The following is an 18,219-nucleotide window of genomic DNA, read 5'->3' on the forward strand; positions in this document are numbered from 1 at the left end:
GGATAGGAACATGACCACACGCTGCGGTTTCGTTGCCCTTGTCGGGGCGCCGAATGCTGGAAAATCCACCCTGCTGAACCGGATTGCCGGGGCGAAGCTCTCCATTGTCAGCCCCAAGGCGCAGACAACGCGCTTTCGGACGCTGGGAATTGTGGTTCATCAGGATGCGCAGATTATCCTCGTTGATCTGCCGGGCATCTTCAAGCCGCGCCGTCGTCTGGATCGGGCGATGGTGAACGCCGCCTGGACGGGGTCGCAGGATGCTGATCTCACGCTTCTGCTGATTGATGCGAAAGCGGGTCTGCGCGAAGACGTCCGGGAGATCATCGCCAAGCTGGCTGAGGGCAATAAGAAGATCTGGCTTGTTCTGAACAAGACGGATCTTGTCAGTGCAGAGGAGCTTCTGCCTCTCACACAGGAAGTCAGCGGTCTGCTGACTGTTGAGCATGTGTTCATGCTAAGCGCGCGTTCCGGCGATGGTGTTGAAGATCTGATGAACCATCTGGCGCGTGAGTTGCCGGAAGGGCCTTATCTCTACCCGGAAGACGATCTGACGGATCTGCCTGACCGCCTGTTAGCCGCAGAACTGGTGCGGGAACAGATTTTCATGCAGACGCATGAGGAAATTCCCTATCAGGCAACGGTGGAGACTGAGAGCTTCAAAGAGCGGCCCGATGGTTCGGTTCGTATTGAAGTGACGATCTATGTGTCCCGTCCGGGCCATAAGGCCATTCTGATCGGAGAAGGCGGTCACAAGATCAAGTCGATCGGCGCGCGCGCGCGTCAGGAGCTCCAGGGTCTTCTGGAGCGGACCTGTCATCTTTTCCTGAACGTGAAGGAGCGTGCAGGGTGGGATGAAGAAAAGGCCCGCCTGAGAGCGATCGGTCTGGAAGAGTAAAAACAGGTCTGTGTGTTTGAGGGCGTGAGGCGTCTTGTGACGTCTCTCTTCTGACATCGCTTGTTCCCAGCCGTATGCGTCTGTATGAACAGGCGCAAAGTCACCACAATCCAGCAAGAGACGGGCACGATGACCGACAAACGAGAAGAAAGCCCCTCCTACAAGCGCGTCCTGCTCAAGGTGTCCGGTGAGGCACTGATGGGCAAGGGCTCCGGTGGAGTGGACCCGGAAATGGTGGATATGGTTGCTGCCGACATTGCTGCTGTTGTGGCATCCGGCGTGCAGGTGTGTCTGGTTGTTGGTGGCGGTAACATTTTCCGCGGCCTGTCCGCAGCGGCGCGCGGCATGGACCGTGCGCAGGGTGATTATGCCGGTATGCTGGCGACAGTCATCAATGCACTAATGCTTCAGAATGGTCTGGAGCGTCAGGGTCTTGAAACGCGCGTCATGACGGCGATTCAGATGGCGGCGATTGCCGAGCCTTACATCCGTCGCCGTGCGGTCCGTCACATGGAAAAGGGGCGGGTCGTCATTTTCGCTGCGGGAACGGGCAATCCGTTCTTCACGACCGATACGGCTGCTGCTCTCCGCGCCAACGAAATGGAATGTGACGCGCTGTTCAAGGGAACGCAGGTGGACGGAATTTATTCCGATGATCCGCGTCGCAATCCGGATGCCGTGCGTTATGATCAGCTGACCTACATGGACGTGCTGGCCCGGCAGTTGAATGTCATGGATGCGGCGGCCATCAGCCTTGCCCGTGAAAATAAATTGCCGATTGTGGTCTTTAACATGCATGCTCCGGGCGCATTTGCCACCGTTGTGCGTGGTGAAGGCCGCTTTACGAGGGTCATTGAGGCTGGCTGAAAGCCTCATTTTCAACGAACATTTCAGGATAATCTCCTGAACCTTACGTCGATTTTGCAAAGGAACAGCTTATGCCTGCTGACCTGAAAGACCTGATGGATGACCTCACGCGCCGTATGGACGGTGCGATCGAGAGTCTGCGTCGTGACCTCTCCGGCCTGCGTTCGGGTCGTGCGAGCCCGAACCTGCTGGAGCCGGTGCGTGTTGAGGCTTATGGTTCGGAAGTTCCGCTGTCTCAGGTTGGCTCCATTGCCGTCCCTGAAGCACGGATGCTGACGGTTTCCGTCTGGGACCGCACGGTTGTGGGTGCCGTTGAGCGCGCGATCCGTGATAGCGGTCTTGGCCTTAATCCGTCTGCGGATGGACAGACCATTCGCGTACCCATTCCTGTGCTGACGGAAGAGCGTCGTAATGAACTGGCTCGTGCCGCGAACCGCTATGCGGAAAACGGTAAGATTGCCATTCGCGGCGTGCGCCGTGATGGGATGGAGCAGGCGAAGGCGCTCGAAAAGAAGGGTGAAATCAGCCAGGACGATCTGAAGACCTGGTCTGATTCCATTCAGAAGCTGACGGACCAGTACGTCAAGAAAGTTGATGACACGCTCGCGGATAAAGAGCGCGAGATCAAGCAGGTCTGACCTTTCTCTTGACGATCGGATCCGTACCTAAACCCAGTGTGGCCGCTCCTTTGTCTTCTCATGGAGAGAGGAGAGCCGTTCCCGTGCATGTCGCCATGATCATGGATGGTAATGGCCGGTGGGCGCGTTCGCGCAGTCTTCCCGTCGTGGCCGGGCACCGGAAAGGGGCGGAGTCCGTGCAGGACTGTGTCAAATCCGCGATCCGTCAAGGTGTGCGTTATCTGACGCTGTACGCATTTTCTTCAGAGAACTGGCGTCGGTCTGCGGAAGAGATTGGTGATCTGACATCTCTTCTGCGTTTTTACCTGCGTCACAAGCTCAACGAGCTTCACGAACAGGGCGTGCGTCTGAGGGTCATTGGCGAGCCGGAGCGTTTTGAAGGGGCCTTGCGGGAAGAACTGCGGCGGGCTGAAGCCAAAACCATCAATAACAAAACGCTGACGCTCACTTTGGCGCTTTCCTATGGCGGTCGCGCGGATATTGCACAGGCTGCCAGACGTCTTGCCGAGCAGGTCGCAAACGGAGAGTTGGCCTCTTCCGATATTACGGAAGAGCGATTGGCTGGTGCTCTCCAGACGTCAGATATGCCAGATCCTGATCTGGTGATCCGGACGAGCGGGGAATGTCGGCTGTCCAATTTTCTGCTTTGGCAGAGTGCTTACGCCGAACTGGTTTTCATGGATGTGCTGTGGCCGGATTTTGGTGAAGCTGAGTTTGTTCAGGCTCTGTCTCATTTTGCTGGCCGTCAGCGGCGTTTTGGTGGTCGACCGGTATGAGTGGTTCCTCACGCTGGTCTGATCTGAAGCTGCGCCTTTCTTCTGCCGTTGTTCTGGTTGCTGTCGCCGGGGCCTGCCTCTGGCAGGGTGGCATGATTTACAATGCGCTCATCTTGCTCGCGATGTTCGGATTGGTGTGGGAAGGGGAAACCCTGATCCGTCAGCCATTGCCGACATGGCGAGGGATACTTCTTCTGTGCTGGCCACTTGTTTCAGGTGTTGCTGCCCTGCGAGGAGAATGGAGTGGTGCGTTCTGGATGGTCTGGCCAAGCCTTGTGTTTGGTGTGCCTGCCTGCATCCCGGTCATTGTGTCTATTCTGGGGGGGCTTTCGTTGCTTTGGCTGCGGCACCTTCCAGCCGGTTTCGAGAGCGTGCTGTTCGTGCTGTGCGTTGTGATCGCCAGTGATAGTTTCGCATATCTGTCGGGTCGTATTTTTGGTGGCCCCAAGCTGGCCCCTTCCATTTCACCGGGAAAAACACGTTCAGGGGCAATCGGGGGGCTCGTGGGGGCTTCTCTGGCGGGCGGCGCTGTGGCTTGGCTGTCTGGTCTGGGATTTGTTGGTGGCGGTCTGGTTTGGGGCGCTGTTCTGGGTGTTTTCTCCCAAAGCGGCGATTTGCTCGAAAGTGCGGCCAAGCGTCGTCTTGGCGTCAAGGATTCCGGGGTACTTATTCCAGGTCATGGTGGTTTGCTGGACCGGTTTGACGGCCTTCTCGCTGCGGCTCCATTAGCCGCTCTCTTGTCTCTGGCAGCCTTTGGACAGGTGTTCTGGTCTGTCACTCCTGCGGATCTGGTCGGCGGGTCTGCACATCATACCATTCCTCAGGGGAGTTCTTCTCATGACTGACGGTTCTGTGGCCAAGCCTCGCCGGATCAGTGTTCTTGGCAGTACGGGCAGTATCGGCACGTCAACGGTTGATCTGCTGAAGCGCATGGCTGGAGATATCGAGGTTCGTGCGCTGGTTGGTGGTCGCAATGTTGCGCTTCTGGCGGAGCAGGCACGTGAACTGCGTGCGGAGATTGCGGTCATACATGATGAAGGTTTGCATGAGGAATTAAAGTCCCGGCTTGCTGGAAGTGGCATCCGGACGGCTGCTGGCCGCCAGGCGGTTATTGAAGCAGGCGCCATGGAAGCGGACTGGACCATGGCCGCGATTACCGGTGCCGCCGGACTCGAGCCCACCCTTGCTGCTGCCCGCAACGGTCATGCGATTGCACTGGCGAACAAGGAGGCACTTGTCTGCGCTGGGGATGTCATGCTTCGCGCTGTCGGTGAGGCTGGAGCGACGCTGCTGCCAGTCGATTCCGAGCATAATGCGATTGCTCAGGCGCTCGGCGGATGTGACATGAGCACCGTCGAGAAAATCGTTCTGACGGCTTCTGGTGGTCCGTTTCGTCAGTCTTCCCTTGAAGACATGCGTGCCGCGACCCCGGAGAAGGCGCTGAAGCACCCGACCTGGACAATGGGTGCCAAGATCACGATTGATTCTGCGTCAATGGCGAACAAGGGCCTTGAAGTCATTGAGGCTGCCCGCCTGTTTGGCCTGACGGAAGACCGGATTGATGTGCTGGTGCACCCGCAGTCTGTGGTGCATGGGCTGGTACAGTTCCGGGATGGCAGTCTGGTGGCCCAGATGGGCTCCGCCGATATGCGTATTCCCATCGCGCACACTCTTGCATGGCCGCAGCGTATGGAAACGCCGTGTCAGAGGTTGGATCTGGCCGCGTTCGGACGTCTTGATTTCGAAGCCCCGGATGAAATTCGGTTTGTTCCGCTCCGGCTGGCACGACAGGTTCTTCGGGCAGGAGGGGCGGCTCCGGCTGTTTTCTCAGCGGCGAATGAAATTGCCGTTGATGCTTTTTTGAACCGTCGGATCGGATTTCTTGGTATTGGTGAGACGATCGACAGCGCCCTTCAGGCCATGACCGAAAACCCTGAATTGACGACGCTGGACGAAGTTCTGGAATGGGACGCTCGCGGGCGTGCGCTTGCCGAGGAGCATATCCTTCGGGAGAGCGGTCGTCTGCGGAATACAGTGAGCGAGAACGCCCTGCATGCATGATCTTCTGCGCACCATTATTGCCTATGTTCTGATCCTGGGCATTCTGGTTTTCATTCACGAGTTGGGACACTACCTCGCTGCACGCTGGCGGGGTGTGAAGGTCGAGACGTTTTCCATCGGTTTCGGGCCAGCTCTGCGGCGTTGGTATGACAAGTCTGGAACGGAATGGCGTTTGAGCGCTATTCCGCTGGGAGGATATGTCAAACCGCATGGGTTTGAAGGGCCGGACGACGCGACAGACGAGCAGAAAGCAGCCTGGATTCCGGGGCGGACATTCCACGATAAACCTGTGGGCTCACGGGCTCTGGTGATTGTCATGGGACCGGTTTTCAATTTTCTGTTTGCGATCGTTGCCTTCACGCTTTTGTTCGCAACGGTTGGAAAGCCCGAACTTCGGAATGATATTTCTCAGGTTGTTGCGGGGAGTGCTGCGGAAAAGGCCGGTGTGAAAACGGGTGATGTGATCACGCGTATCGGCTCGCTTTCCATTGCTGGTCCGGAAGATGTGATGGGAACTGTCGCGTCTCATCCGAACGATACGACAACTCTCGGAATTCGTCGTAATGGGACAGATCTGACGTTGCCGGTCACGATCGGTGCCGTGAAAGGTGGCTCCCATGCCACTGGCGTGCTGGGCGTGGGTTTTGCTGCTTCTCCTGGGCATCCTGTTTCACCGGTCAAGGCGGCTGTGATGGGCGTGCAGGAAACATGGACGATGTCTGTGCGCACGTTGCAGGGTGTGTGGCAGATCCTTTCCGGGCAGCGCAGTCCGAAAGAACTTGGCGGGACGATCCGAATCGCACAGATGTCTGGTCAGGTTGCCAGCTACGGCATGGCGAGCATCGTGTCATTCATGGCGCTCCTGTCTATCAATCTGGGCCTTATCAACCTGTTTCCAATCCCTGTTCTGGATGGTGGAAGACTGATCTTTTACGCGGTTGAGGCTATCAAGGGACGGCCTGTTTCACGGCGGGTACAAGAGGTCAGTATGCAGGTCGGAATGGCACTTATCGGCGCACTTTTCCTCTTTTCCACGGTGAATGACCTGACAAATATTGGGTTGTTCCACTGGATGTTTCACACGGGAAGCTAGGTTGGGATACGACCCGTAACTCTTCGTGAGTGAAGGGAGATCTTGCATGGTGGGGGGATTTTCGGATACCTCCGCCAATGGCGTATCGTCTCACGCGCATGCGAAAAATCTGTTTACAAGGAAAACCGGTTTGTCAGGATCACGGTCAAGAGGTTCCCGGTCCCCGAACATGCGTCTGATGCTGCTTGCATCTGCATGTCTTCTCCCGACCGCCCTCGGCGTGGCGGAGGCCCGCTCTGTACGTCAGCACCAGACATCCGGTGCAGCCTCAGGCAACAACGTGATCCAGGCCATTACGGTCTCTGGCAACACGCGTATCGAAACCAGCACGGTCCTGTCTTACATGGTCGCCCAGCCGGGGGATTCTTTTAACCAGGATGATCTCGACCGGTCTCTGAAGTCGCTTTATGCGACCGGCCTGTTCAAGGACGTTACGCTTCATCGTGATGGCAACACGCTTCTGGTCAATCTGGTTGAGAATCCTATCGTCAACCGGATTGTCTTTGAGGGTAATCATGCGCTGAAGGACGAAGATCTCCGCAAGGAAATCAGCCTTCGCCCCCGCGCTGTCTTCTCGTCCCAGACCACTGCTGCCGATCGTCAGAAGATCCTGAACCAGTATGCTGGAAAAGCGCGCTTCGGTGCCACGGTTACGCCACAGATCATCAAGCTGTCACACAACCGTGTGGATGTGGTCTTCAAAATCAATGAGGCCCAGCAGACGCTGATCCACAAAATTGTGTTTGTGGGCAACCATGCGTTCAGTGAAGCTCGTCTGGCACAGGTGATTTCCTCCAAGGAAAATGCCTGGTACCGGTTCTTCTCCTCTTCGGATGAATATAATCCTGAACGCATCAAGTACGATGCTGAGTTGCTGCGCCGCTTCTATCTGCATAATGGATATGTTGATTTCCACATGGTGGACGCGACGGGAGAGCTTTCTCCTGATCACAAGTCTTTCTATGTGACGTTCACCATCCATGAAGGCGATCAATATCGTATCGGCAAGATGGACGTTCGCTCCAACGTGCGTCATGTGACGCCTGAGATGGTGCGGCCCAAAATCCAGTTGTTCAAGCATCAGATTTATGATGGCACTGCGATCCAGCACAACACTACAGACATGCAAGAGTGGCTGCAGGCGCAGGGGCATCCCTTCGCTATGGTGCGTTCTGAAATTGCCCGTAATCCTGAGAAACGGATTGTGGATCTGCTCTTTGACGTGACTGAAGGCCCGCATGTGTATGTCGAGCGCATCGACATCAACGGCAATACCATCACGCGTGATAACGTGATTCGCCGTAACCTGCCGATGGCTGAGGGCGACCCGTACACCCCGTTTGACAAGAAGTACTCCAAACTGGCTTTGCAGGATCTTGGGTATTTCAGCACGGTCTCAGTGGATCAGACGCAGGGTTCTGCGCCTGATCGCGTCAACGTTGCAGCGAATGTGGTTGAAAAGCCGACGGGCGAATTCTCGCTGGGTGGCGGTTACTCAACGGACGTTGGTGTGCTGGGTAATGCCTCGATCAAGCAGCATAACATGCTGGGAACGGGTATCGACGCCGGTATTTCCGGAACGGTTGCCTATTACGAGAAGCAGGCTGACATCTCCATTACGGACCCGTACTTCCTGAACCGTAACCTTGTTGCTGGTGCTGACTTCTACTTTATCCAGAACAATTATCAGACATATCAGAGCTATAAAGAGTCCCAGTATGGTATGAGCCTGCGTCTTGGATATGCGTATAACCGCTATCTTTCGCAGTCTTTCAGCTACACACTGGTCGATCGTCAGGTTGGTAACTTCTATGATGCTGCCGCCATTGCTAAAGACCCTGATCTGATGCAGTGGGCTCCTTCCATTTACGTGCAGCAATCTGCCGGATGGTCGGTTCTTTCCCAGTTGAGCACCTCTTTGACCTACGATCGTCGTGATCGTCGCATGAATCCTCATGAAGGATACATGATGAAGGTTGGTGGTGATTTTGCTGGTTTGGGCGGCGACGCCAAGTACTATCGTGTCAAGGCGGATGGTGCTTACTACATCCCGCTGGATCGGATCATGGGCAATCATGACTGGACCGTGCAGTTCAAGGGTGGCGTTGGATATATGGGCGACTGGAGTTCCAGTGGGCGCCGGAATATCATTGATAACTTCTATCTTGGTGGTGAAAACCTGCGAGGCTTCCTGCAGGGTGGTGTCGGACCTCGCTCTGGCCATATCTGCAATGGCCTAACGAGTGAAAATAAATGTAATTATCTTCCGTCTCAGGGACAGGAAGATCTGTTGGGTGGCCGCTTCATGTATACGGCTTCTGCACAGGTCAACTTCCCACTGCCGATGGGAGACGATTTGGGTATTGCAGGGCGTTACTTCCTGGATGCCGGCAGCTTGGCCAGTGTCCGTGTGAAGAACAAGTACACGGATTACTCCCGTCGCAATCAGTCAGACTACCCGTACACCCCGATCACGGGTGACACTCTGACACCTCGTGTTTCTACGGGTCTTGGTATTTCCTGGAAGAGCCCGTTCGGCCTCGTGAACATTGACGGTGCTATTCCGCTGCGTAAGGAAAAGGGCGATCGCCTTTACCCGCTGCGCTTTGGCTTCGGGCAGCAGTTCTAAGACTGCGTGCCCGATTTCAAGACTCACGCAATTCTATCCCCTTCTCCAGAGGTGGTCATGACCCTTCATTCCCTGATGCGCCCGGTTTCAGCCGGTGCGCTTCTGGCGGCGACGATCCTTGCCGTTGCTCCTTCCGCTCACGCTCAGTCTGCCAATAATGGTGGCTGGTTTGTTCCGAAGGCTGCTCATCCGGAGGCTTCTGCTCCGGTTGCGCGGCCAGCGCCTCGTCGCAGCGTACCAGTTGCAGCAGAAGCCCCGGCTGAAGAAGATCAGGGGGCTCCGAATACGCAGCAGGCGCCGCCGGTTCTCCCTCTGCCGCCAATTCCGAATCCGCCTACAGTTGCCAAGGCTGCTCCGCCGCCAGCAGCGATTATCGGTGTGATTAATGTTCAGGCTGTCATGCAGATGTCCTCTGCGGCACAGGAAATCCAGCAGGTTCTGGGTACACGTCGTGACAAGCTGGCTCAGGCCGTGCAGCGCGAAGAAGGGGCCTGGCGTGGAGAGCAGCAGAAGCTGCAGTCCGAGGCCCGTACCCTGACGGCGGATCAGATCCAGCTTCGGGAGCGTCACTTGCAGGAGCGTCGCGCCAAGGATCAGCGCGATTTCGGCAATCAGGCTCGCATCATTCAGGAAGCCGCCCAGGTTGCTTTCCACCAGATCGAGCGCGAGCTTGAGCAGGGCAATGGCATCATTGCGGCTGTTGCTGGTGCGCATAACATGAATCTTGTTCTGCATGCAGAACAGGTTGTGTTGCATGTTGGCGAGCAGGACATCACGGAAGAAGTTGCGAACCAGCTGAATAAAACGCTGCCGCATGTCTTTATTCCGGGTGAGGGCGTTGATCCGGAGCAGCTTGCAAAGTCTGGCAAGATGCCCACCACGGCTGACGAGCAGCGTAGTCCGCAAGGGCCTGAGCAGGCTCCAGCTGCTGCAGCACCGGCACAGCCTGAGTCCGTTCTCCGTCAGCATCACTGAGGTTCGAGCCTGTGGGTGATACGATGTCTACCGAGACCCGTCCGGGCGACGAGCGCTTTTTCCTGAGGGCCGGGCCTTTTGGGCTCGCCCGTCTGGCGGAAGTGTCTGGAAGTGATGTGCGTCCCGCTGCAGAAGGTCAGAATGAGACCGCATTGTTTCGTGGTGTCGCTCCTCTGCATGTTGCAGGGCCTGAAGATGTCAGTTTTCTGGATAACCGGCGTTATTTGCCGTTACTGGAAAACACGAAGGCTGGTGCAGTTATTCTTGCTCCGGCTTTTGCTGACAAGCTGCCAGCCCGGACCGCTGGTTTGGTCTGCAAGACGCCTTATCTTGCCTGGGCGCGAATTGCAGCAGCGTTTCATCCAGCTCCGTCTTCCAGTGGGGTTCGGCATCCTTCGGCTTACGTGAGCGAGAAGGCTGAGATCGGCGATAATGTTGAGATCGGGCCGTTTGCCGTTATTGAAGATGGCGCGAAGATTGGCAGTGGAAGCCTGATCGGGTCGCATGCCCTGATTGGACGAAGCGTTGAGGTTGGCGAGCGCTGCCGGATTGGCAGTCATGTCAGTCTGACGCATGCGCGTGTCGGTCATCGGGTGACGTTGTATCCAGGCGCCCGTATTGGACAGGACGGTTTTGGCTTCGCTGTCGGTCCGGGGGGCTTCGAAACTGTTCCTCAGCTTGGGTTAGTCGTGATCGGAGACGATGTCGAAATCGGTGCCAACTCCACCATTGACCGAGGGTCCATGCGGGATACGGTTATTGGAGCAGGGACGCGGATCGATAATCTGGTGCAGATTGGTCACAATGCTCAGTTGGGTCGATGCTGCATCGTGGTTTCACAGGCTGGTATTTCCGGTTCCACCGAGCTTGGTGATTTTGTGACGATTGCTGCCCAGGCGGGCCTGATCGGTCATATCAAGATCGGGGATAAGGCCCGCGTCGGCGCGCAATGCGGCGTTATGTCCGATGTTGATGCAGGGGCGGATGTCATCGGCAGTCCGGCCATGCCGTTCCGTGAGTTTTTCCGGAACGTGGCGACGTTGCGGAAGCTCTCCAAGAAGAGCTCCGACTGACCTGAACGGGTGATGGATGGTATCCCTTGGCCAGTTTTGCTAAGGGAGGCCCATCGTACTGCTCGGAGAGCAGAAAACTGACAAGATTTCCCCCGAAAGGGTTATGGTGAAGAAGATGGATCGAGTGGACGCTCCGGCTGAAAAGACGACCCCGGCAGAAGGGGCATCAGGAACACATCAGGTTCCTGAGAGCATCGACATTCTGCAGATCATGCAGGCGATCCCTCATCGCTATCCTTTCCTCCTGATCGACAAGATGCAGGAAATCAAGGCAGGTGAATCTGCGGTTGGCATCAAGAATGTCACGGTGAATGAGCCTTTCTTTCAAGGACATTTCCCCTCCCATCCGGTGATGCCAGGCGTTTTGATCATCGAAGCCATGGCCCAAACGGCAGCAACGCTGGTTGTTTTGACGCTCGGCAAGGCTTTTGAAGGCAAGCTGGTGTATTTCATGACCATTGAGGGGGCTAAGTTCCGCCGTCCTGTGGGGCCGGGTGATCAGCTTCGCATTGAGGTGGTCAAGGAGCGTTCCAGGGCGAATGTCTGGAAGTTCAAGGGTATTGCCCGTGTTGACGGCGTTGCCGTTGCAGAGGCAACCTTCAGTGCCATGATCATGGGCTGAACTGATGCAGATTGCAGGAAAACGATCCGAGAGTGCCGAGATCCATGCGACCGCTCTTGTCGATGAGCGTGCGCGGATTGGAGATAACGTCCGTATTGGTCCGTGGTGTATGGTTGGACCTCATGTGACGCTTGGCGACGGTGTGCACCTGCATGCTTCGGTTATCGTCGATGGTCATACCACCCTTCGCGAAGGAGTGGAGGTTTATCCTTTCGTCACGATCGGGATGGCGCCGCAGGATCTCAAATATGCCGGCGAGCCAACGCTTTGTGAGATTGGGGCGAACACGGTCATTCGTGAAAACGTGACGATCCATCGTGGAACGGCACAGGGGCACGCTCTGACCAAGATCGGTGCATCCTGTCTGATTATGGCCAATGCCCATGTGGCGCATGACTGTGTTCTGGGTGATCGCGTGATCATCGTGAACAATGTCGTCATGGGAGGGCATGTTGAAATTGCTGATGACGCCAAGGTCATGGGGTCAGCTGCGCTTCATCAGTTCGTTCGCATCGGTCGTGGCGCGGTTGTCGGTGGGGTCTGTGGGGTCGAGATGGATGTCATTCCCTATGGTAGCGTTCTCGGAAACCGCGCCCGTCTTGTTGGTTTGAACTGGATCGGGTTGAAGCGATCCGGTGTTGGGCCGGATGAGATGCAGGCCATGCGTCGGGCTTTCCGGACATTGTATCCCCGTCACGGGAGCACGGATGTTGTTCTGGAAGCCCGGATCGCAGAAGTTCGCCGTGAATATGGGCATTTGCAGCGCATCGCAGAAATGCTTGATTTTATGGAAGCGCCGAGCCGCCGTGGACTAACGCGCGTAGCCCGGAATGAGGGGCTGTCCGAAACCGAAGGAGCCTGAGTATGCCAGGGGGAGGGTGCGTCGGTATTCTGGCCGGGGCAGGCCCCTTGCCTGCACAGGTGGCTGCGGCTGCTCTGGAAAAAGGGAAGTCGGTTTTTGTCGTCGGCTTCCGGGATTTTGCAGATACGGCTCTTTTGGCCCCTTATCCACATGAGATCATTCGTCTTGCAGCCGTTGGCGAGACCCTGGCGGCGCTTAAAAAACATGGTTGCCGTGAACTGGTTCTGATTGGTCCTGTAAGGCGCCCTGCCTGGCGCGACCTTCGACCTGATGCAGAGGGTGCTCGCATTCTTGCGCGTCTGGGGCGTGCCATTTTCCTGGGAGATGATGGCCTCTTGGGCGCGGTTGTCCGGGTTCTGGGGGAAGAAGGCTTCATTGTCCGCGGAGCGCATGAATTTCTGGATCATGCCACGGGTCGTAGCGGAACGCTTGGTCGCGTTCTTCCTGATGAGCAGGCCTGTCAGGATATCGCGCGGGGTGTACAGGTTCTGCGTGCGATGGCAGCGCTGGACATCGGGCAGGGATGTGTGGTGCAGAGCGGCCTGGTGCTTGCTGTTGAAGCCCTTGAAGGTACGGATGCCATGCTGGGTCGTTGCGGCAAGTTGATGCAGGCTGGCAGCGGGGGTGTTCTTATCAAGATGCCCAAGAGTGGGCAGGATCTGAGGGCGGATATGCCCACGATTGGCCCGGAAACTCTTGAAAATGCTGCCCGGAACGGATTGCGTGGAGTGGCGTTTCAGCCTGGTGTAACCCTTCTGACAGACCCGGATCGCTGCGTGGCTTTGGCTGACCGGTACGGGCTGTTTCTTTATGGGCTGACGACCGAAGATCTTAAGGAAGAAAAATGAGCACATTCCTGCACACGATGGTCCGCATCCGGGACATTGATCGCAGTCTGGCGTTCTACAGCCTTCTGGGAATGAAGGAACTGCGTCGCAAAGAGGTTCGCGAAGGGCGTTATACGCTGGTCTTTGTCGGATTCGCGGATAACGAGCACGGACAGGCCGAAATCGAATTGACCTATAACTGGGATCAGGACGCCGACTATGAAGTCGGTACGGGGTTTGGGCACTTTGCGATTGGCGTGCCCGATGTGGCGGCGTTGGTTGAGACTGTCCGCTCGGGTGGTGGCACTGTAACGCGCGAGGCAGGGCCGTTGAAGTTCGGAACGATCATTATTGCCTTCGTTCAGGACCCGGATGGGTACAAGATCGAGCTTATCGAGAAGAAGCCGACGTCTTCAGAAGACTGAGAGCTTTTTCTAGGGACTGAATGATCGTCTCTGCGTTCTGGCGTACAGAATCGTCTGTGTGGGATGACAGAATGTCGGCGCAGAGCAGGGCAGGAGACAGGGCATTTCGTAAATCGTGGCGGAATGCGCTGGATTCGACCGTCTGAGACGGTGTTGGAGTCGGTTTTTGGCTCATATCCTCAGCTTCCTGGTGGTCTGGCATTGACAGGCGGGGACCCGGTGAGTACAAGCCCGGGTCTCATTCACCGGGCGTTTCGTGCGCCCGATCGACGCGGATGTCCAGAGGGGCGTCTGCATGGTTTTAAAGGATCGATGTCATGAAGCGCACGTATCAACCCTCCAAGCTGGTTCGTAAGCGTCGTCACGGTTTCCGTGCACGTTCTGCTACAGTCGGTGGCCGTCGCGTGCTGGCAAACCGCCGCACCAAGGGTCGCTCGAAGCTTTCCGCCTGAGCGCGAACTCTACAGTTGGCCGCCTGAAAAAGCGGCCGCAGTTTCTGCGTGTTGCCGGGAAAGGGCGTAAAGTCGCTACTCCGGGAATGGTTGTGCAGATTCTGCAGGATGATGCCCAGCCTGAAAGTCGTGTCGGGTTTACGGTCACGAAAAAGGTCGGGAATTCGGTCATCCGAAACCGCACAAAACGCCGCCTCAGAGAGGCGCTGCGTCTTGTAGCGCGTGAGGACGGTCTCCCAACAGGAGACTTTGTCCTGATCGGTCGAGACGGTACGCGCCGACGCGATTTTTCTCTGCTTCAGGAAGATCTCCGCAAAGCCCTTCGTAAGGGTGCGGAAAAATGACTGGCTTTTTTAGTAAGCCTGTCACCCTCTTCCTGCTTGCACTGATTGATTCCTACAAACTTTTTGTTAGCCCTTATCTGGGGCGAAATTGCCGGTTTGAGCCGGGGTGTAGCACTTACGCCATCATAGTGATTAAATCGCATGGTCCCTTGCGTGGAGGATGGCTGGCACTCAGGAGACTCCTGCGCTGTCATCCCTGGTCAAAAGGGGGCTGTGACCTTCCTCCTGAACGCCATCAGCATTAAAAAATACCGCTAGCTATTGTTTTGATCGCGGTTTTCGGCCACTTGAGGCTCAGCATTCCTCCGTAGAGACGAAAGACCGGCATCCGCCCGATGGAAATCAAGCGCATCATTGCGGCCACTATCCTCTCGGCCCTCATCCTGATCGGTTTCGACTATTTCATGCCGAAACCCCATCAGGACAATCATCCCGCTGTCACGCAGACTGCTGCAACACAGTCCCCGTCAACTCCGGCTCAGGCGGCGCCTTCAGAGGCTGCTCCCGAACAGACGGTAACGGCGCGACGTATCGCAATCACGAGCGAAGACGTACAGGGCTCCCTGAACCTCAAGGGTGCGCTTCTGGATGATGCGGTGCTGACGAAGTATCGCGCCACACTCGCGAAGGACAGTCCGCTGGTTCGTCTGCTGGACAGGCCTGGCAGCGAGCATCCGAATTTCTTTGTCATTGGCTGGAACAACGCTCCAGGCTCGAATGCGAAGGTTCCTGATCTGAATACGGTCTGGAGCAGTGCAGACGAGGCTCTGTCACCAGGTCATCCGGTAACGCTGAAGTGGGATAATGGCGAAGGGCTGATCTTTACGATCCAGATCTCGATTGATGAGCATTACATGTTCTCGGTCGTGCAGTCCGTGGCAAACCATTCTGCGCAGCCGGTCGCTCTTGTTCCTTTTCAGCGCGTTCAGCGTGATTATCAGGCTGCAGAAGGGTTCTGGACCGCCCATGAAGGCCCGATCGCTGTCATGGATGGTCGTCTGAATGACGAGACCTACAAGAATGTCCGCAAGGGGGCCGAGCATCCGGATCATACGTTCTGGGCCAAGGCTGGTACCGGCGGCTGGGGCGGCATCAGCGACAAGTACTGGCTGACGGCTGTTGCTCCAGAAGCGACCGCTGCCGTGACGGCCAGTTTTGCGTATGTTCCGGGCAATCCGGGATCGTACCAGATTGGTTTTGCTCCGCAGGCTCCTCAGCAGGTCATGCCAAATGGCACGATCACACAGGCGAGCCACCTCTTCGCCGGAGCAAAGGTTCCAAGCCTGCTTCAGGCCTACAGCCACGATTTGCATATCACGGATTTCGATAAGGCTATTGATTTTGGCTGGTTCAGCTTCCTGACGCGTCCGATCCTGTATCTGCTGCACTGGCTGTATCTGCATCTGGGTAACTTCGGACTGGCGCTGATGGCGCTGACGCTGATCGTCAAGATCGTGCTGTTCCCGCTGGCGTCCAAGGCTGCCACGTCTTCTGCGCGGATGCGTCTTCTGGCTCCGAAGATCAAGGAGATCCGCGAGAAGAACAAGGACTACCCGATGGTGATGAACCAGAAGGTTATGGCCCTGTATCGCGAAGAGGGCGTGAACCCGGCCAGTGGCTGTCTGCCAGTTCTGATCCAGGCCCCGATCTTCTTCTGCCTCTATAAAATGCTGAACATCAGCATTGACGAGCGTCATGCACCGTTCTTCGGCTGGATCCGTGATCTTTCCGTCCCGGACCCGACGAACATCTTCAATCTGTTCGGTCTGATCCCTTTTGACCCGACGGTTTACTTTTCCTTTTTGCACATCAGTGTCTGGGGAGCCGCTTTGGGTGTCACGTTCTGGCTGCTTCAGCGCCAGACGATGGTGAGCATGGATCCGGCGCAGGCGCGCATCATGCAGTTCATGCCGCTGGTTTATGTGTTCGTGATGTCCGGGTTCCCGGCCAGTCTTCTGGTCTATTACACCTGGAACAACCTGCTGACCTTCGCGCAGCAGACCTTTATCCAGAGCCGTGCCACGTTGCCGGTTCCTGTTACCAAGAACGGACGCTGAGACATCATGAAAGAGGTCGCAGGCCCTCCTACTCCTGAGCAGATTGAAGACGGGCGTCTTCTTTTTGCCGGAGAGTGTGAGTTTTTCTTCGGATCGCAGAAGATCGAGCAGTTGCCTCCGGTTGGGCGGCCAGAAGTTGCGTTTGCGGGGCGATCGAATGTTGGTAAGTCCAGCATCATCAATGCTCTGACAGGGCGCAAGGCACTCGCCCGCGCATCTTCCGAGCCCGGTCGTACCAAGCAGCTCAACTTCTTTAATCTGTCAGACCGTATTTCCCTTGTGGACATGCCGGGCTACGGGTTTGCGAAAGCTGCAAAGTCCGTCAAGGAAGATTGGCAGAACATGATGTTCGCTTATCTTCGTGGACGGACGACGCTGGCTCGCGTCATTCTGCTTCTTGATGCGCGGATCGAACTCAAGGCCTCTGATAAAGATGTCATGGAGCTTCTGGACCGGGCCGCGGTTGTTTTTCAGATTGTTCTGACCAAGTGCGATCAGGTGCGGCCTAATGCTCTGAAAGCCAAGATAGCGGATGTGGAGGCCCTGGCGCTCAAGCACGCTGCGGCTTATCCGCGTATTGTTTGCACCAGTAGTCAGACCGGCGAAGGTATCGAAGATCTGCGTGCGGAAATCGCCCGTTTCGCAGATCCTGCCAAGACCTCAGTGGAAGGATAAGTCCGGCCGTGAGCAAAAAGACCCACAGTGACAAGCTGCCGGAAATCCCGCCAGCCGTGAACATGGATGACGCCCAGCAGCAGGCGGCTATCCTTGCCAGTGCTCTTCCCTATCTGCGGCGTTATGCCGGTGACACCATTGTCGTGAAGTATGGTGGCCATGCGATGGGTGAGGGAAAGCTGGCCAGCGCGTTTGGCTACGATATCGCCCTGCTCAAGCTGGTCGGGATTAACCCGATTGTTGTGCATGGCGGTGGCCCGCAGATCAGTTCCATGCTGGATCGTTTGCAGATCCGTTCCCAGTTCATTGATGGCCTTCGCGTGACAGATGCTGCGATGGTGGACGTCATTGAAATGGTTCTGGCCGGCAGCGTGAACAAGCAGGTGGCTGAACTGATCAACCAGGCTGGCGCCATGGCTGTGGGGATTTCAGGCAAGGATGGAAGCCTGATTAAAGCGCGCAAGCTGACCCGCACGCGTCGTGATCCTGACAGCCAGATCGAAAGCGTCATTGATCTTGGGTTTGTTGGTCAACCTGAGAAGATTGATCCGCGCGTCCTTTACGCTCTTCTGGGTTCCGGGCTGATCCCTGTGATTGCTCCGGTTGGTGCGGGCGAGAACGGTGAGACGTACAACATCAATGCTGATACAGCAGCGGGTGCGATTGCTGGTGCCGTGCATGCTTCACGTCTGCTGATGCTGACGGATGTTCCGGGTGTTCTGGATCGCAATGGCAAGCTGATCGAGGAACTGAGTGCTGAGGAAGCGCGCAACCTTATCAAGGATGGTACAATTTCGGGAGGCATGATCCCGAAGGTTGAGACTTGTCTGGATGCTGTTCAGAGTGGTGCCAAAGCGGCTGTCATTCTGGATGGTCGTGTGCCCCATACCTGCCTGCTGGAACTTTTTACACGGGCCGGGCCGGGAACCCTCATCAAAGCCTGAA

20 protein-coding genes are annotated in these 18,219 nt (G+C 56.5%); all 20 read left to right on the forward strand.

Features of this window, described 5'->3' with window-relative positions; all coding sequences use genetic code 11:
- Positions 1 to 10 precede the first annotated feature (10 nt).
- The 20 genes from era (at position 11) to argB (ending at position 18,218) form a co-directional block, all read left to right on the forward strand.
- Complete coding sequence (gene era / locus HKD32_RS02060) at positions 11 to 898, forward strand: GTPase Era (RefSeq protein WP_034881121.1); 888 nt, start codon at positions 11 to 13, stop codon at positions 896 to 898.
- Positions 899 to 1,027: 129 nt separating this feature from the next.
- A complete protein-coding gene (gene pyrH / locus HKD32_RS02065) occupies positions 1,028 to 1,765 on the forward strand; it encodes a UMP kinase (RefSeq protein WP_010501250.1) in 738 nt (245 codons plus the stop codon).
- A gap of 71 nt (positions 1,766 to 1,836) precedes the next feature.
- On the forward strand, positions 1,837 to 2,403 hold the full coding sequence (gene frr, locus HKD32_RS02070; RefSeq protein WP_010501252.1) for a ribosome recycling factor: 567 nt from the start codon (positions 1,837 to 1,839) through the stop codon (positions 2,401 to 2,403).
- A gap of 83 nt (positions 2,404 to 2,486) precedes the next feature.
- Positions 2,487 to 3,179 (forward strand): polyprenyl diphosphate synthase, encoded by a 693-nt coding sequence (uppS, locus tag HKD32_RS02075; RefSeq protein WP_156471969.1) that lies wholly within the window; start codon positions 2,487 to 2,489, stop codon positions 3,177 to 3,179.
- Positions 3,176 to 4,024 carry a phosphatidate cytidylyltransferase gene (locus HKD32_RS02080; protein ID WP_061929194.1) on the forward strand — a complete coding sequence of 283 codons (849 nt, stop codon included), beginning with the start codon at positions 3,176 to 3,178 and terminating at the stop codon, positions 4,022 to 4,024. The genes uppS and HKD32_RS02080 overlap by 4 nt, the downstream gene beginning before the upstream one ends.
- Positions 4,017 to 5,240, forward strand: coding sequence for a 1-deoxy-D-xylulose-5-phosphate reductoisomerase (dxr, locus tag HKD32_RS02085; RefSeq protein ID WP_061929197.1), 1,224 nt, complete (start codon positions 4,017 to 4,019; stop codon positions 5,238 to 5,240). The genes HKD32_RS02080 and dxr overlap by 8 nt, the downstream gene beginning before the upstream one ends.
- Positions 5,233 to 6,333 carry an RIP metalloprotease RseP gene (rseP, locus tag HKD32_RS02090; protein WP_061929200.1) on the forward strand — a complete coding sequence of 367 codons (1,101 nt, stop codon included), beginning with the start codon at positions 5,233 to 5,235 and terminating at the stop codon, positions 6,331 to 6,333. Before dxr ends, rseP begins: the two co-directional genes overlap by 8 nt.
- A gap of 169 nt (positions 6,334 to 6,502) precedes the next feature.
- Complete coding sequence (gene bamA, locus HKD32_RS02095) at positions 6,503 to 8,962, forward strand: outer membrane protein assembly factor BamA (RefSeq protein WP_010501263.1); 2,460 nt, start codon at positions 6,503 to 6,505, stop codon at positions 8,960 to 8,962.
- Positions 8,963 to 9,019: 57 nt separating this feature from the next.
- Positions 9,020 to 9,937: an OmpH family outer membrane protein gene (locus tag HKD32_RS02100; RefSeq protein WP_010501265.1), complete on the forward strand. Its 918-nt coding sequence runs from the start codon at positions 9,020 to 9,022 to the stop codon at positions 9,935 to 9,937.
- Positions 9,938 to 9,960: 23 nt separating this feature from the next.
- Positions 9,961 to 11,010, forward strand: coding sequence for a UDP-3-O-(3-hydroxymyristoyl)glucosamine N-acyltransferase (lpxD, locus tag HKD32_RS02105; RefSeq protein ID WP_039792133.1), 1,050 nt, complete (start codon positions 9,961 to 9,963; stop codon positions 11,008 to 11,010).
- Positions 11,011 to 11,113: 103 nt separating this feature from the next.
- Entirely contained in the window at positions 11,114 to 11,632 is a 519-nt protein-coding gene (gene fabZ, locus HKD32_RS02110) for a 3-hydroxyacyl-ACP dehydratase FabZ (RefSeq protein WP_007282468.1), read from the forward strand.
- Positions 11,633 to 11,636: 4 nt separating this feature from the next.
- Complete coding sequence (lpxA, locus tag HKD32_RS02115; RefSeq protein WP_023945016.1) at positions 11,637 to 12,494, forward strand: acyl-ACP--UDP-N-acetylglucosamine O-acyltransferase; 858 nt, start codon at positions 11,637 to 11,639, stop codon at positions 12,492 to 12,494.
- 2 nt (positions 12,495 to 12,496) lie between these two features.
- Positions 12,497 to 13,342 carry an LpxI family protein gene (locus HKD32_RS02120; protein WP_061929202.1) on the forward strand — a complete coding sequence of 282 codons (846 nt, stop codon included), beginning with the start codon at positions 12,497 to 12,499 and terminating at the stop codon, positions 13,340 to 13,342.
- Positions 13,339 to 13,746 carry a lactoylglutathione lyase gene (gene gloA / locus HKD32_RS02125; protein WP_061929204.1) on the forward strand — a complete coding sequence of 136 codons (408 nt, stop codon included), beginning with the start codon at positions 13,339 to 13,341 and terminating at the stop codon, positions 13,744 to 13,746. Before HKD32_RS02120 ends, gloA begins: the two co-directional genes overlap by 4 nt.
- A gap of 317 nt (positions 13,747 to 14,063) precedes the next feature.
- On the forward strand, positions 14,064 to 14,198 hold the full coding sequence (gene rpmH, locus HKD32_RS02130) for a 50S ribosomal protein L34 (RefSeq protein ID WP_010501271.1): 135 nt from the start codon (positions 14,064 to 14,066) through the stop codon (positions 14,196 to 14,198).
- Complete coding sequence (gene rnpA / locus HKD32_RS02135; protein ID WP_061929208.1) at positions 14,195 to 14,542, forward strand: ribonuclease P protein component; 348 nt, start codon at positions 14,195 to 14,197, stop codon at positions 14,540 to 14,542. Before rpmH ends, rnpA begins: the two co-directional genes overlap by 4 nt.
- Complete coding sequence (yidD, locus tag HKD32_RS02140) at positions 14,539 to 14,787, forward strand: membrane protein insertion efficiency factor YidD (RefSeq protein WP_082905287.1); 249 nt, start codon at positions 14,539 to 14,541, stop codon at positions 14,785 to 14,787. Before rnpA ends, yidD begins: the two co-directional genes overlap by 4 nt.
- A gap of 90 nt (positions 14,788 to 14,877) precedes the next feature.
- Positions 14,878 to 16,599, forward strand: coding sequence for a membrane protein insertase YidC (gene yidC, locus HKD32_RS02145; protein WP_194257420.1), 1,722 nt, complete (start codon positions 14,878 to 14,880; stop codon positions 16,597 to 16,599).
- A gap of 6 nt (positions 16,600 to 16,605) precedes the next feature.
- Entirely contained in the window at positions 16,606 to 17,274 is a 669-nt protein-coding gene (gene yihA / locus HKD32_RS02150) for a ribosome biogenesis GTP-binding protein YihA/YsxC (protein ID WP_010501280.1), read from the forward strand.
- Positions 17,275 to 17,336: 62 nt separating this feature from the next.
- Positions 17,337 to 18,218 carry an acetylglutamate kinase gene (argB, locus tag HKD32_RS02155; protein WP_194257535.1) on the forward strand — a complete coding sequence of 294 codons (882 nt, stop codon included), beginning with the start codon at positions 17,337 to 17,339 and terminating at the stop codon, positions 18,216 to 18,218.
- Position 18,219: the final 1 nt, after the last annotated feature.

Source organism: Gluconobacter japonicus, assembly GCF_015244665.1.
Taxonomy (GTDB): Bacteria; Pseudomonadota; Alphaproteobacteria; order Acetobacterales; family Acetobacteraceae; genus Gluconobacter; species Gluconobacter japonicus.